10 protein-coding genes are annotated in these 14,394 nt (G+C 72.9%); 3 read left to right on the top strand and 7 right to left on the bottom strand.

Features of this window, described 5'->3' with window-relative positions:
* Positions 1-3: 3 nt before the first annotated feature.
* The 7 genes from I3V78_RS02155 to I3V78_RS02125 all read right to left on the bottom strand — a co-directional run bounded on the left by I3V78_RS02155 (position 4) and on the right by I3V78_RS02125 (position 10,545).
* On the bottom strand, positions 4-1,215 hold the full coding sequence (locus tag I3V78_RS02155; RefSeq protein ID WP_204484655.1) for an oxygenase MpaB family protein: 1,212 nt from the start codon (positions 1,213-1,215) through the stop codon (positions 4-6).
* 126 nt (positions 1,216-1,341) lie between these two features.
* Positions 1,342-5,415: an AAA family ATPase gene (locus tag I3V78_RS02150; RefSeq protein WP_204484654.1), complete on the bottom strand. Its 4,074-nt coding sequence runs from the start codon at positions 5,413-5,415 to the stop codon at positions 1,342-1,344.
* A gap of 140 nt (positions 5,416-5,555) precedes the next feature.
* Positions 5,556-6,284, bottom strand: a complete 729-nt coding sequence (locus tag I3V78_RS39785) for an immunity 52 family protein (RefSeq protein ID WP_275583470.1) — start codon at positions 6,282-6,284, stop codon at positions 5,556-5,558.
* Positions 6,285-6,291: 7 nt separating this feature from the next.
* Positions 6,292-7,581, bottom strand: a complete 1,290-nt coding sequence (locus I3V78_RS02140; RefSeq protein ID WP_204484652.1) for a Tox-REase-5 domain-containing protein — start codon at positions 7,579-7,581, stop codon at positions 6,292-6,294.
* Positions 7,582-7,724: 143 nt separating this feature from the next.
* Entirely contained in the window at positions 7,725-8,444 is a 720-nt protein-coding gene (locus I3V78_RS40070) for an immunity 52 family protein (RefSeq protein ID WP_338023447.1), read from the bottom strand.
* A gap of 12 nt (positions 8,445-8,456) precedes the next feature.
* The gene (locus I3V78_RS02130; protein WP_204484650.1) at positions 8,457-9,761 is read right to left on the bottom strand and encodes a Tox-REase-5 domain-containing protein; all 1,305 of its coding nucleotides are present in this window, start codon (positions 9,759-9,761) and stop codon (positions 8,457-8,459) included.
* Between the two features lie 13 nt (positions 9,762-9,774).
* Positions 9,775-10,545, bottom strand: coding sequence for a hypothetical protein (locus I3V78_RS02125; RefSeq protein ID WP_204484649.1), 771 nt, complete (start codon positions 10,543-10,545; stop codon positions 9,775-9,777).
* 352 nt (positions 10,546-10,897) lie between these two features.
* On the opposite strand from I3V78_RS02125, the gene I3V78_RS02120 reads away from it, so the two are divergent.
* The 3 genes from I3V78_RS02120 to I3V78_RS02110 all read left to right on the top strand — a co-directional run bounded on the left by I3V78_RS02120 (position 10,898) and on the right by I3V78_RS02110 (position 14,394).
* Positions 10,898-12,256: a sensor histidine kinase gene (locus tag I3V78_RS02120; protein ID WP_204484648.1), complete on the top strand. Its 1,359-nt coding sequence runs from the start codon at positions 10,898-10,900 to the stop codon at positions 12,254-12,256.
* A 93-nt stretch (positions 12,257-12,349) separates the two neighbouring features.
* Positions 12,350-13,477 (top strand): sel1 repeat family protein, encoded by a 1,128-nt coding sequence (locus I3V78_RS02115; protein WP_204484647.1) that lies wholly within the window; start codon positions 12,350-12,352, stop codon positions 13,475-13,477.
* Positions 13,478-13,551: 74 nt separating this feature from the next.
* Positions 13,552-14,394, top strand: a complete 843-nt coding sequence (locus I3V78_RS02110; protein WP_204484646.1) for an SDR family NAD(P)-dependent oxidoreductase — start codon at positions 13,552-13,554, stop codon at positions 14,392-14,394.

The raw sequence follows: 14,394 nt of genomic DNA, 5'->3' as shown, positions 1-14,394 counted from the left end.
GACTCACGCCACCCTCAGCCCGCTGTCCGGGCCGACCGCGAGGTGGCGCCCCGAGGGACGCGTCCCCCGGGCCTTGAGGTTCCACACGCCGCGCAGCTCCTCGGGAATCTGGAAGAGGGCGCGCTTGCCGCCCACCTCCGTGCGGAGCATCGCCTCGACGATGTCCTTGCTCACCAGCCGCACGAGCCGCGCCGGCAGGAAGGTGTGGTCGCCCACCCAGTCGGTGAAGCCGCCCACGTAGGTGATGGCCTGCGCGATGCTCGTCGTCCAGTCCGGCTGGGGCACGCACAGCATGTCCGCCACGTTGAGCCCCTGCCATTGGTCCTGATCCAGGAAGAAGTGGATCATGCTCGCCGGCAGCCCCTCGAGCGGCGCGGGCACCATCGCCTTCATGCCCTCGATGAGCGCGGCCGTGAGCGCCACGCCCTCGGCGCTGGGCTCCACCTGCCGCTCGCGGATGAAGCGCGTGAGCATGCGCGCCTCGTCCAGGCCGTCGGGCAGCAGCCGCTCGTGCACCCCGAGCGTGCGCCCCACGAGCTTCCATGCGTGCAGCCAGGCGTCCTGCTGCTCCGGGGTGAGCTCGATGCGCAGCGCCTTGAGGCCCTCGAGCACCACATAGGAGAAGGTCATCAGCGTGCCGGCCATGTCCTCCTGGTTGATGGGCACGCCCAGCTCCTGCTCCGCCCAGGCGCCGCGCCGATCCTTGCGGATGAGCCGCCGCACCGCCGCGTGCAACAGCCGCACCTTCTGGGTGGTGCGCACGCCCCGGCCCGCGGGCTCCAGGCCGCCCCGGCTCATCACATCCACGACCATCTGCGCCGTCTCGAAGACGCGCCGCACCGGATTGATGGACAGGTTGCCCGTGCGCGCGAGCACCTGCACGCCCCGGCGCGCCGCGTACGCCGCCGGCAGCGAATAGAAGCCGAGGATCATCATCACCTCGGGGCCGAACAGCTCGAAGACTTCCTGGGCCCGCCGCAGCTTCTCCACGTCCGTGCGCGTGAGCACCGGCCGGGTGAGGAGCAGATACTGCTGCACGTCCACGGGCAGTTTGTTCGACGGCAGGTCGTCATTGCCGACCAGCGTGTGCAAGAGCTGGTTGACCGACGCCACGCTTCCATCCGCGAACAGCTTCTCGATCACTCCATCGGCGAGCGGATCTCCCTGCAGCCGCATCTCGTCCATGAAGTCGTGAGTCCAGAGGCTCGACGGCATGTATGTGACTCCTCGCGGGCGATTTTTGAAAACCGCTCCCCCCCCCGCGCTGGCCGACAGCGTAAACCTCCCGCGGCCGTATTGCTGTGAAGCATTTCACAGGGTCACGTTTTCAGGACATGTCCCTCAGGGGAGTGTTGAAGGGTACTCCCACCTGTCCAGTGCTTGTATCAAGCCGTGAGCACCCAGGTGCTCGAACAGGCGGCGCGCCTGGTGTCGATGCACCGCGCGGGTGGCGCTCGTGGGCGGCGCGGCGCGGGCGAGCGCCTGGTGGGCCAGGGCCTCGTCCGTGGGCAGACGGTGCTCCCGCGCGGACGCGAGCGCGCGCCGCCACAGCCGCACCGCCCGCTCGCGGCGGCCCTCCAGCCAGGCGCTCGTGCCGGCCAGGCGCTCGGCGCGGCTGCGCGCGGTGGGGTAGAGCCGACCCGCTTTGACGAGGACGCGCAGCGCGTCACGGGTGAGGGCGCGGAATTCCCCGCACACGGCGGCGCTCGCGCCCTGGGCGTCCTCCCACAATTCCAGACAAGCCTGGGCCAGGGCGCTGAGCGAGGTGACGTCGGACCACACCACCACGGGGCGGGCGCGCAGCATGCGCAGGGCCTCGTGGGCGTGGCCGCGCGCCTGGATGTCTTCTCCGGTGCGGTGGGCCACGAGCGCCGCGTTGCAGTGGTAGCGCAGCACGGCGAGCGGATCCGAGCGTGGCAGCAGGGCCTGGGCCTCGCGCAGTCGCTCGGCGGCCTCGCGCGGCCGGGCCAGGTGCAACAGCGTGGTGGCCATCTCCGACAGGGCCCACATGGTGTTCACCGCGCTCGCCGCCTCGGTGGCCACCTGCAACATCGTCTCGCGCACGGCCTGGGCGGCGCCCGGCGCGCGCGCCAGCTCCAGGCCCATGCCCAGCACCTCCAGGCCCGTGCACTGGGTGAAGCAGTCGTTGATGCGCCGGGCCGCGGCGATGCCGCGCTCCACCTGTCCGAGCCCCTCCTCCCACCGGCCGAAGGTGAGGTGGTAGGCGCCCTCCACCACGTCGGTGTGGGGGCTCGGGCCGGGCGTGGCCGCGCGGCGGAAGTAGTGCCGCGCGAGCGGGCGCGAGCGCCCCATGCCCGCCATGTAGCCCAGGGCGTTGTAGGCCACGGCCGCGGTGGAGAAGGCGCGCACGGCCTCCGCGCGGTTCACCGCGGCGAAGTTGCAGGCCATGCTCTCCAGGAGCCGGTCGTCGTAGAAGCTCTGCTCGGCGAGCAGGGAGAAGAGGCCCGCGGCGAGCGTGAGGCGCTCGCGGTGCTCGTCCGGGCCGGTCGCGGCGCACCCGCGCGACAGGGCGAGCCCCACCAGGTGCTGGCCGCCCTCGCGCACGAGCCGCCGTCCCCAGGCCCAGCGCGTGGTGGGCCGGGTGTCGCCGAGCAGCGCGAGGGCGCGGTCGGCGTGGGCGAGCGCGGTGTCCATGTCCCCGAGCGCGTGGTGGGCCTGGGCGAGCCGGGCATTCCAGCGCGTGGCGCGCAGGGGCCCGAGCGGCGGCGCGCCCCCCGTGGCCAGCGCCAGGGCCTGGGTGAGCAGGGCGATGGCCTCCCGGGGCGCGCCGCGCCCCGAGGCCGTCTCGGCCGCGCGCTCCAGGTAGGACAGGGCGCGCTCGGGCTGCTCGGCGCGGTGCCAGTGGTGGGCGAGCAGGGGCAGCCGCTCCTCGCTGTGCTCGGCGCGCTCGTGGTGCTCGGCCACGGCGCGGTGCAGCTCGCGCCGCTGGGCGAACGCCATGAGGTGGTAGGCGGCCTCCTGGATGAGGATGTGCTGGAAGGCATACTCGGGCCCCTGGGCCGAGGCCTTCTGGGGCTGCACGAGCCCCAGGTGGTGCAACGCGTCCAGCTGCTCGGCCAGCGACTCCCGGTCCGAGGCGACCGGGTGGATGTCGCGCAGGAGCACGAGGGGAAAAGCCCGGCCGAGCACGCTGGCCACCTTGAGGGTGAGCTGCTGCTGGGGCGTGAGCCGGTCCATGCGGCTGATGAGCAGGCCCTGGATGGTGCTGGGCAGGCCCGGGGGCGCCGTCCCACCCGGGCCCGGCGCCCAGCGGCAGTCGCCGCGCTCCACGACGAGGTGGCCCGCGTCACGCAGGGCACACGCCAGCTGCTCGCCGAAGAAGGGGTGGCCCTCGGCGCGCTCGCGCAAGAGCGTCACCATCGGCCCGGGCAGCCGCCGCGCGCCGAGCCGCTGGCACACGAGCGCCAGGACGTCCTCCTCGGGCATGCGCCCGAGCGTCAACAGGCGCGTGCCCGGCGCCTCGCGCAGCTGCCGGTGCCCGGTGTCGGCCGTCTCGGTGGGGGGCCGCGCGCAGAGCACGAGCAAGAGCCGCCGCACGCGCCGCTGGGCCGCGAGCGCCAGCTCCCACGAGGCCGAGTCCATCCAGTGCGCGTCGTCCAGCACCACCATGCGGGGCCGCTCGCGGCAGGCGTCGTCGAGCAGCTGCACCAGGAGCTCGCGCGTGTTGCTGCCGCGCAGCGCGGCCGTCATGTGCTGGAGGCCGTCGCCCTCGGGCAGCTGCACGGGCAGCACCCCGTTGAGCAGGGGGGCCCAGGCGACGTGCTCGGGCCGGTGCCGCAGCCGCTCGAGCAGGATCGCGGCGCGGGCGCCAGGGTCCGGCGCGGCCTCCAGGCCGAGCAGCCGCGCGAGCACGGGACGCCAGGCGTGGTAGGCCCGGGCCCGCTCCTCGGACGTGCCCTCGCCCTGGGCGGTGGACACGCCCAGCGCGCGCGCGCCCTCGAGCGCCTCGTCCACCAGCACGGACTTGCCCATGCCGGCCTCCGCGTCGATGAGCAGGGTGCGGCCGGTGCCCGTGTCGGCCAGCGCGCGCACGGCCGCGGCGAGCTGGGCGCGCTCGGGCTCGCGGCCCACCACCGGCAGCCCGCGCCGGCTGTCCGGACCGAGCCCGTTCTCGTGGGGCCGGAAGATGGGCACCGGCTGGGTGATGCCCTTCATCTTGAGTGGCGGCAGCAGCTCGAAGCGCAGCCGCTCGGAGCTGCGCGCCAGCGTGGCGCCATCACAGAGCACGTCGTCCACGGCGGCCTGCATCAGCCGCGCCGCCAGGTTCACCGTGTGGCCCACCATCACGTACTCGTGCCGGGTGTCCGAGCCGATGGTGCCGCAGAAGACGCGCCCGGTGGCCACGCCCAACCGGTAGGGCATGCCGCGCTCGCGCAGCGCCGCGCGCATCTCGAGCGTGGCCAGCACCGCGCGCACCGCGTCGTCCTCGTGCGAGAGCAGGGGCAGGCCGAAGGCCGCCACCATCACCACGCCCTTGTCGTCCACCACCATCTGGTGGGCACTGCCCCCGTGGCGGAAGAGGATGGCCTGGAGGATGCGCGAGGTGTGTTGCAGCTCCGCGGGGTGGTGCCCCGCGGCGAGCGCCGGGCCGCCCAGGTTGATGAAGAGCACGGTGACGGTGCGGAACTCGGACAGCCACTGGCCATGGCCCGCCTCCAGCCGCAGCGAGACGATGCGGGGCAGGTAGGCGCGCAGCGCCGACTCCAGGTGGGGCGGGGGCTCCACGGCGCGCACCGGGCTGGGCGCGAGGGGCGGCAGGCCCGTGAGCCGGAAGCCCACCGGGCCGCGGGGCTCGCCCCGGGCGTGGGGCAGGTGCCGCGAGGCCTGCGGGCCGAGGATGATCTCCCCGGGCTGGGCGGTCTGCTCCGCCTGGGTCATCTCCAGCAGCGGCTCGCCCGAGGCGAGGAAGTCCCAGTGCCCCTGCTCGCCGCACACGTCGGACAGCCGCACCCGGCCCGCGCCGATGCCCACCTTGAGGCGCGTGCGCACCCCGCCCTGGGGCGGCGCGGCCTCCAGGAGGGCCTGGGCCTCCAGGGCGCAGTGGGCCGCGCGCTCCACCGCGCGCGGCAGGCCGTCCCAGGACTCCGCGGGCCAGAGCGCCACCAGCGCATCCCCGGCGAAGCGCAGCACGTCCCCGCCGTGGGCCCGCAGGGTGCCGATGAGCTGGGAGAAGCAGGCATCGAGGATGCCCCGGAGCTGCTCGGCGCCCGAGGGGTCTCCCCGGTCCAGCGTCTCGGCGAGCGCGGTGAAGCCCGTGAGGTCGGCGAAGAGCACCGCGCCGGGTTGCTCGTGCCAGGCCCCCTCGCGCGGCCGGGTGTCGTCTTCCTGCAGGGCACGTACGAGCGAGCCGGGCAGGAAGGCCGCGAGGGCACGCGACCTGGAGTGGGATGTCATTGACGGGACGAGCCCCGTCTGGGGTGCGGACGGGCGGGGCAAGGGAGGCCCAAGGGGGGCCCATTACCTAGCAGAGGGCGGCGCATCCGTCATCCAGCGGCACCGACCTCGGGCGTAGCGGGCCGCGAGGTGACGAGGCGTCAGCAGGACTCGGGGTGAAGGGGTGACAGCAGGCCGGCCTGTCGCAGCCGCGCGGAGACGTCTCGAGCGAGCGCCAGATGGTCGGGCCGGGTGGCGGTGAAGCGCTCGGGGGTGAGGACGAGCAGGGTGCCGAGGGGGTCCACGGGTTCGAGGTGGACGGAAGGGGGCAGGGCGGGAAGGGGGCCGCGGCGGTGGGAGAAGTAGGTGAGCCAGCCGATGAAGGTGCCCGGCGTGGCGGAGTCGGACACGAGGTCGCGGTGCGCGTGGGAGGTGGCGAGGCCCCACTCGGGTTCGAAGGCGTGCACCATGGCGCGCAGCACCTGGGCGAGCGTCGGGACGCGCAGCAGTCGCTCCGCCGTGGGCCCTTGCTCGGGGGGGGTGAGCACGCAGCTGTTGGGAATCCAGGGAGAGCCTTCTCCACAGCGGATGGAAAGGCTTGCGCTGCCTTCGTCCGGCTCGCCGTTCCAGATTCTCAACGAATAGCCGTCAGCTCGAGGGGTCTCCGCGGAGGCTTCTCGCCTGGAGAATTGCCGGTGAAGGACCGAGGCTTGGGTGTCCAGTCGTTTGGACAAGGCCTCTTCGAGGGTCCAGCCCTTGTTGTACCAAGATGTGAGTTTGGGATCACACGCCGCGAGTGACTGAAACAGTCGAGAGACGTGTTGGGCACACTGCTCCGCGGAGTCCGCTCGCGCTGGCCAGTACACGCCCAGATAATAGGTCTCGTTCATGGGCTCATCATTTGATGGGAGTGTGAATGACTTTGATCCGGCCCAGGCCCTCGTCACGAAAGGCCGTCCGCAGTCGAAGCGCGACGTCTTGTTCCGCGATGTGCCACTGGATGGGGTTGCTTCCGGGGACTCTCATCTGACGCTCGGCTTGTCCGAAAAGTTGGTCGAATCCCTTGAACCAGTCCTTCCCATACATCTTGCGCAGGAGATCCTGGTAGCCGGGACCCTTGGCCTCGAGGAGGACACCGTCGCGAAAGCCGTCGAAGTCGACGAAGTCCTTGGGACCGGGGCCGGTGCGCACGCGGTACACCCAGCCCTCGGGGGCGCCCGTCACCTGGGACTGGTAGCGCTGGGCCTCGGAGGACATGCCCTCGGGTTTCTGGAGCCACTGTCCGGGGCCACCCGGAGGCGGCATGCCCTGGGCCATGAAGACGAGGGAGGCGGCGCCCGCGTGGGCCACGAGGGCCGGAGCGGCCACGGGCGTGGCGATGCTGCCCAGCACCAGTTCGCCCCGGGCGGAGAGGGTGAGCACGGGCAGTCGCGCGGCTCCGGCCAGTCTGGGCCCCTGGGCGACGAGGCCCCCTTGGAGCGTGAGCAGGTGGGTGGCCAGCCGCGAGGCCTCGCGGACCTGGGTTTCCAGGGGCAGGGCGCCGTAGCGCGCGAAGTACTCGGGAGATGTGGCGAGGAGGTGGGCGAGGCCGGAGGGCAGTTGGCTCAGGCCTTCGAGTGAGCGCACGGGGTGCACGAGGAGGTGGGCGAGGGCGAGGGCCAGTTGCTCGACGGCGTCCTGGGAGCCCAGGAGGGCGGCGGTGGCGGGGTCGCGGCCCAGGGGGGGCCCCGTGGGCCGCAAGGCGTCGTCCACGGCGAAGAAGACGCCCGCCCGGTCGAAGTAGAAGGCGCCCACACGCAGGCGGTGCACGGACAGGTGGCCGTCGAGGAGGGTGGGCGGACCCAGCCAGGCGAGAGGCGCGCCGGTGAGGGCGACGCAGACGTAGCCGTCCGGACGCACCACGACGAGGGGACGGAAGTGCTCGGCCCGGGCGCGCAGGGAGTCCGGGGCGCCGGTGCGCAGCAGGTGCGCCAGGGTGGTGCGGGGCGCGAAGGTGCGTGCGGTGGGCGCGCTGTCGAGCAGGGCACGCCAGAGTTGTTGGGTCCGCGCCTCGGTGAGGGGCTCGTCGGGTGGGGGCGCGAGGTGCGCGGGCAGGGCCGCGTGCGCGAGCAGCCGCTCCAGGGCGCGCTCGGGCGCGGCCCCGGCCCCCGTCGCCACGAGCCACAGGAGCGCCCACACGCCCCTCATGGTCGGCGGTACCGCCGCCGCGCTGGACGCAAGGTGGTCATCGTCTTGTTTCTGAGGAACCACGGGGTTGGTTGTTTGAGAACGGTGAATTTACAGGGTTGAGCGATCGAGGGGTTCATTTCGACGCGGGGTTTCCAGCCCGGTTATGGGCGAAGGGGTGACAGCAGGCCGGCTTGTTGCAGCCGCGAGGAGACGTCTTGGGCGAGCGCCAGATGGTCGGGCCGGGTGGCGGTGAAGCGCTCCGGGGTGAGGACAAGCAGGGTGCCGAGCGTGTCCACGGGTTCGAGGTGGACGGAAGGGGGCAGGGCGGGAAGGGGGCCGCGACGGTGGGAGAAGTAGGTGAGCCAGCCGATGAAGGTGCCCGGCGCGGCGGAGTCGGACACGAGGTCGCGGTGCGCGTGGGAGGTGGCGAGGCCCCACTCGGGCTCGAAGGCGCGCACCATGGCGCGCAGCACCTGGGCGAGTGTCGGGGCGCGCAGCAGCCGTTCCGCCGTGGGCCCTTGCTCGGGGGGAGACAACAGGCAGAATTCAGGAAGCCGGGAGGATGCGCCGCCCATGCGGAACGAGAGGCTGCTGGAATCCTCGTCGGACTGTCCATTCCAGACATCGGCGGAGAATCCGTCTGTCTGCCTCCTGCCCTCTTCCCGGGTTTGCTCGTCGAAGAGGGTAACGAGTCCCGCGACGTCCGTCGGGAACGCCTGGCTCAAGGCCGCCGCACGCGTCTTGCCCTGACGAAACCAGTGGGAAAAGGACGTGTCACACCGCGACAGCGACTGGAAGAGTCGCTCGGATTGGACCGCACATGACTGGACCGAGCCCTGACGGGCAGGCCAATAGGTCGCGGCATAGTAGGTTTCCTGCATGGGATGGCCTTCTCAAGGAATGGGCGGCGTGTGGATGACCTTGATGGCGCCGTAGCCGCGGTCGCGGAAGATCCTGCGAAGGCGCTCCGCGACTTCAAGTTCAGCGAAGTGCCAATGCAAGGGAACCGCGGGGGTGGCGTTGAACTGCCGCTGTGCTTGCGCGACCATGTCGTTGAGTCCGTCGAACCATTTCTTCCCATACATCTTGCGCAGGAGGTCCTGGTAGCCGGGACCCTTGGCCTCGAGGAGGACCCCGTCGCGAAAGCCATCGAAGTCGACGAAGTCCTTGGGGCCGGGGCCGGTGCGCACGCGGTACACCCAGCCCTCGGGGGCGCCCGTCACCTGGGATTGGTAGCGCTGGGCCTCGGAGGACATGCCCTCGGGTTTCTGGAGCCACTGACCGGGGCCACCGGGAGGGGGCATGCCCTGGGCCATGAAGACGAGCGAGGCGGCGCCCGCGTGGGCCACGAGGGATGGAGCGGCCACGGGCGTGGCGACGCTGCCCAGCACCAGTTCGCCCCGGGCGGAGAGGGTGAGCACGGGCAGACGCGCGGCCCCGGCCAGTCGAGGCCCCTGGGCGACGAGGCCCCCTTGGAGCGTGAGCAGGTGGGTGGCCAGCCGCGAGGCCTCGCGGACCTGGGTTTCCAGGGGCAGGGCGCCGTAGCGCGCGAAGTACTCGGGAGATGTGGCGAGGAGGTGGGCGAGGCCGGAGGGGAGCTGGCTCAGGCCTTCGAGTGAGCGCACGGGGTGCACGAGGAGGTGGGCGAGGGCGAGGGCCAGTTGCTCGACGGCGTCCTGGGAGCCCAGGAGGGCGGCGGTGGCGGGGTCGCGGCCCAGGGGGCGCTCGGCCAGGGGAGGCCCCACGGGCCGCAGGGTGTCGTCCACGGCGAAGAAGACGCCCGCCCGGTCGAAGTAGAAGGCGCCCACGCGCAGGCGGTGCACGGACAGGTGGCCGTCGACGAGGGTGGGCGGACCCAGCCAGGCGAGGGGCGCGCCGGTGAGGGCGACGCAGACGTAGCCGTCCGGACGCACCACGACGAGGGGACGGACGTGCTCGGCCCGGGTGCGCAGGGAGTCCGGGGCGCCGGTGCGCAGCAGGTGCGCCAGGGTGGTGCGGGGCGCGAAGGTGCGTGCGGTGGGCGCGCTGTCGAGCAGGGCGCGCCCGAGCTGTCGGGCTCGCGCCTCGGTGAGCGGCGCCTCGGGTGGTGGGGCGAGGCCGGGCAGGGCCGCGTGCGCGAGCAGCCGCTCCAGGGCACTCTCGGGCGCGGCCCCGGCCCCCGTCGCCACGAGCCACAGGAGCAGCAGCACGCGCTTCATGTGCCGGAAAAGCTCAGGGCGTTGCCGGCAGCATCGCCGACGCGCTGGGCGCGCTGCTCGCGGGCACCAGGTGCGAGTAGCGCGCGGTGATGCGCATGCGCTTCTTGTAGAAGAGGAAGCCCCCCTCGGCGTCCACGCGCAGCGTGTCCAGCACCTGGCCCATGCCCGGCTGGGCGCGGAAGTCCATGCGCACGTCCACCCGGTACGCCCGGTCCGGGAGGACCGACGGGCTGTAGGTGAGCCGCACCAGCTGGCCCGTGCTCGCGTCCACCAGCGCCTCGCCCTTGTGGATGGAGGGCGCCTTGGTCTCCCTCGGCTCGAAGCGCAGGCGAAGCCGTTGGGGGTCCTTCGAGTCCGGCCCCGCCAGCCAGAAGCGGTGCTGCGACAGCGACGCCACGGCGAAGGGCAGGTTCACGGAGTTGAACTCCGCGCGGCCCTCGCCCCGGCGCTGGCGCTCCTCCAGATCCTTGCGCAGGGCGTCGGTGGCGTCCTCGCCGTCCTTGGTGGCCTGGAGGACTTCCCGGCGCTGCTGGCCGTCCTTGAGCCGGAAGCGATCCACCCGCTCCTGGATGTGCTTGACGTGCCCGTCCCCGTCCAGCTCCTCCACCCGGAGGGTGACGGTCACCTCCTCCACCTTGCCCGCGAGCAGCTCCTCCATGCCCCAGGTCGTCTCGCCCAGTCGGCGCGCCATGTCCTCGGCCGTCAACGGCGCGGCGGCGCCGTCCTGGGCCCGCAGGGGCAGGGACGTGAGCAGGAGACTCACCAGGGTGAGCGTGCGGATCATGAAGCGCTCCTGAGGGAGAAGCCGCGCATGCGACACGCGGGGGGAGGGAGGATGCCCCATGCGCCCCCGCGCCGGGAAGGGTAGAACCCTGGAAAGCCGCTCGGCCCGTTGGGTGCCAACCAACCCGCGCAATCAGGGGATTTCCAGAGGACAGACCGCCCGCTCCCTCTCGTTTTTCAGCGGGTGTGGATTTTTCGCCTGGGAGTGGAAGCGGCGGGTGTACAATCAGACGATTCTGCTACGGTGGGGTCTGTCCGCATGTCGAGCGGAGCGGGTCGGGCGGCGCCAGGGGAGAGGAGCGCCAGGGGTGATCCGCACGGGGGCATGGGGCTTGACGTCCGAGGGAGATGGCATGCGTTCTTCAGCGCCAGCGGTGGATCCCGAGCAGGAGGTCCGGCGCATCAACCAGCGGGTGAACGGCTTCATGGCCTCGCTGGTGGGGCTCAACGTCCTCGTGATGCTGAGCGCGCTCTGGGGTCAGTGGCACACGATGGGGCTGATCGTGCTGCTGAGCGGGTGTGGCGCCGTGCTCAACGTGCTCGTCGCGCGCGGCCGACCCGTGCCGACCCCGTTGGTGTGGGACGAGATGCGCATGGGGCTCAACCTGTCCATCGTCGTCGCCCTGGGCCACGTCACCGGCTGGCTCTTCTCCGTGTGGCTCTTCCTGCCCCTGCATGGCCTGTGGATGCGCCATCCGCTGGACTCCTGGCGGCGCGTGGTGCGCTACGTGCTGTTCGGCGCCTTCACGCTCGCGGCGCTGATCGACGGCGCCCCGCCCCTCATCGCCCTCACCCTGCTCATCCTCACGCTCATCATCGCCGGCTCCTCGGGCGCCTACCTGCGCATGACGGAGCTCACCCTGGGCGGCATGTCGCGGCGGCAGGAGGAGCTGAGCCACTCGCTCACGGAGCTGGATCTCACGCACCGCCGGGCGCGCGAGCAGGAGCGCCTGAGCAGCCTGGGCATGCTCGCCGCGGGCATCGCGCACGAAATCAACAACCCCATGAGCTACGTGAAGAGCAACCTGCACGCGCTGCAGCACGAGCTCGGGCGCGCGGAGCTGCCCCCCTCCCTGCGCGAGTACACCGACGAGGTGCTGCCCGAGACGCTCGAGGGCGTCCTGCGCGTGTGCTCCATCGTGGCGGACCTGCGCCGCTTCGCCAAGGGAGACCCCGAGGCGCTCATCCCCTACGACTTGAACGAGGAGGTGAGCACCGCCCTGCGCCTCACCCGCGGGCGCCTGCAAGCGCACTGCGACGTGGAGGTGAAGCTCGAGCCCCTGCCGCCGATGCTCGGCCACCCGCGGCAGATCTCCCAGGTGGTGGTGAACCTGCTGCTCAACGCCGCCCAGTCCATGAAGCGCCGGGGCCAGGTGTTCATCTCCACGCGCACGGATGGCGAGGACGACGTGGTGCTGGAGGTGCGCGACACGGGCGAGGGCATGGGGCCGGACGTGCTCGCCCACCTCTTCCAGCCCTTCTTCACCACGCGGCCCGCGGGCGAGGGCACGGGCCTGGGGCTCGCGGTGGTGCACGGCATCATCACCTCGCACGGCGGCCGGGTGCGGGTGCAGAGCGCGCCGGGCCAGGGCAGCACCTTCTCCGTGCGCCTGCCCCGGGTGCCGCCCTTCAAGTTCACCCGGCTGGAGTCCGAGGCCCCCGCCGAGGAGCCCACGGGCCCCCAGAACGAAGTGCGCGAGCGGCCTCACTGACATTCTTCGTCATGAAGGCGTCACGCGGGGGAAAGACGCCGGGCGTCTCCTGGCCGCATGACGAAGACTCCACCGCGTTCTGTCGGGCTCCGGGTGTCTGGCGTTGTCCTGGGCGGGCTCGTCCTGCTGCTGCTCGGGGGCTGCGGCGCCGCCCGGGGGCGTGTGTCCGTGCCCACCGTCGAGACCTCGCTCGCGCTTGATGCCTCGCCGTGCGACGCGGACGCGCGGGCGTGCGGGGCGGGGGACGGCCGGGCCTGTACGCGGCTCGGGCGCGAGGCCCCGCCGGACGAGGCGCGGGCCTTGTTCGCGCGGGCGTGCGGGGCGGGGGACGGCGAGGGCTGCGCGCGGCGCGGCCTGGCCCTGCTCCTGGGCGAGGGCGGGGCGGCGGACGCGGCCGAGGGCCGACGCGCGCTCCAGGGCGCGTGCGCGCGGACGCCCCGGGAGGCGTGTGGGCTCGCGGCGGTGGGCCTCGCGGAGGCGGCGCGCCGCGCGGGGACGCCGGGCGCGCCGGACGAGGCGGCGCTGCTCGCCCAGGAGGGGTGTCACGCGGGGGATGGCTTCGCGTGCCGGCTGTTGGGGGACGTGTTCCTGGAGGGCCGAGGCCCGGTGGCGGACGCGGGCCAGGCGTTCGCGCTCTACGCGCGGGCGTGCGAGGCCGGCGACGGTCAGGGCTGCGCGGCCCAGGGCGCGCTCGTGCGCCAGTGGACGCCCGGCGAGGCGGCCCGGGCGGACGCCCTGCTGACGCGGGGCTGCGAGCTGGGCGCGTCGGCGGCCTGCGGGCGGCTCGTCGTGCAGGCGCTGCAGGGCGAGGGCACGACCCTGGACGCGCCGGGCCAGCGCGCCCTGTTCTCCCGGGCGTGTGACGCGGGCGCGGCGATGGGGTGCCTGGCGCTCTACGAGACGTTGCGCCACGCACCGGAGACGCGGGGCTCGCTCCAACTGCCCACGCTGCTCAAGCGCGCCTGCCAGCTCGGGGAGGCGCGGGCGTGTGGGTTCCTGGAGGACGTGTCGCGGGTGGCGGGGCCGGCGTGCGCCGAGGGCACGGCGTCCTCGTGTGGGGTGATGGGGGCGCTGCTCGTGAGCGCGCCGCGCCGGGAGGGGGAGGCGGAGGAGGGCTTGCGGCTGTTGGAGGGGGCGTGCGCGGCGGGGGACGGGGCGAGCTGCGCGGTGTTGCGGGAGGCGCGGCCGAGGGAAGCGGGCTGGAGTTGCCGATCGAGGTGAGTTCCGGGCGGGACGCGGGGCATACTCGGCGGCCCCGAGGGCCCCGCCGGCCCCCTGACATCAGGAGTTCGCAGATGGGTCTTCCCGAGCGTCCCCGTGCGGTCATCACCGGCGCGGGCAGTGGTCTGGGCCGAGCGCTGTGCCTGGAGCTGGGGCGACGGAGCGGCCGGATGGTGGTGTCGGACGTGAACGAGGCCGAGGCGCGCGAGACGGTGCGCCGGGTGGGGCTCACGGGCGGCGAGGCGCACGCGGTGGCGTGCGACGTGACGAAGCCCGAGCAGGTGGAGGCGCTGGCTCTCGAGGCGGAGCGGTTGCTCGGCGGGGTGGACCTGGTGGTGAACAACGCCGGGGTGGCCACGGGCGGCGAGGTGGGTCGGCTGCCGCTCACCGAGTGGAAGCGGGTGCTGGACGTGAACCTGTGGGGCGTCATCCACGGGTGCCACGGCTTCGTGCCGCTGCTTCGCCGGCAGGGTGGGGGGCACGTGCTCAACATCGCCTCGGCGGCGGGGCTGATGTCGGCGCCGTACATGGGGGCCTACTGCGCGTCCAAGGCGGCGGTGGTGGCCCTCTCCGAGACGCTGCTGGCGGAGGTGCAGCACCTGGGCATCGGCGTGTCGGTGGTGTGCCCGATGTTCTTCCGCACGAACATCGCGGGGGGTCCCGCGCCGTCGGACGACGCCGAGGCGCAGCAACTGCATGCCACGGCGGCCCGGCTGGTGAATGACGCGCGGTTGGGTCCCGAGGAGATCGCCCGGGCGTGCCTGGAGGGCGTGGAGCGCGACGAGTTCTACATCGTGCCGATGGCGTCGGGCCGGTGGCTGTGGCGGCTCAAGCGGCTGTCTCCCGAGTTGTTCGCCCAGGGCAGCCGCCTGCTCACGAAGTTCGTGCGCTCGCGCACGCGCCACGCCCGGCGGTGA

The sequence above is a fragment of the Archangium primigenium genome (assembly GCF_016904885.1).
Taxonomy (GTDB): Bacteria; Myxococcota; Myxococcia; order Myxococcales; family Myxococcaceae; genus Cystobacter; species Cystobacter primigenius.
The sequence above is the reverse complement of the archived record's forward strand: the minus strand, read 5'-3'. Positions and strand labels throughout refer to the sequence as shown.

Coding starts and splice junctions, on each gene's coding strand:
- I3V78_RS02155 (WP_204484655.1), bottom strand. CDS start 1,215: ATGCCGTCGAGCCTCTGGACTCACGACTTCATGGACGAGATGCGGCTG.
- I3V78_RS02150 (WP_204484654.1), bottom strand. CDS start 5,415: ATGACATCCCACTCCAGGTCGCGTGCCCTCGCGGCCTTCCTGCCCGGC.
- I3V78_RS39785 (WP_275583470.1), bottom strand. CDS start 6,284: ATGAACGAGACCTATTATCTGGGCGTGTACTGGCCAGCGCGAGCGGAC.
- I3V78_RS02140 (WP_204484652.1), bottom strand. CDS start 7,581: ATGAGGGGCGTGTGGGCGCTCCTGTGGCTCGTGGCGACGGGGGCCGGG.
- I3V78_RS40070 (WP_338023447.1), bottom strand. CDS start 8,444: ATGCAGGAAACCTACTATGCCGCGACCTATTGGCCTGCCCGTCAGGGC.
- I3V78_RS02130 (WP_204484650.1), bottom strand. CDS start 9,761: ATGAAGCGCGTGCTGCTGCTCCTGTGGCTCGTGGCGACGGGGGCCGGG.
- I3V78_RS02125 (WP_204484649.1), bottom strand. CDS start 10,545: ATGATCCGCACGCTCACCCTGGTGAGTCTCCTGCTCACGTCCCTGCCC.
- I3V78_RS02120 (WP_204484648.1), top strand. CDS start 10,898: ATGCGTTCTTCAGCGCCAGCGGTGGATCCCGAGCAGGAGGTCCGGCGC.
- I3V78_RS02110 (WP_204484646.1), top strand. CDS start 13,552: ATGGGTCTTCCCGAGCGTCCCCGTGCGGTCATCACCGGCGCGGGCAGT.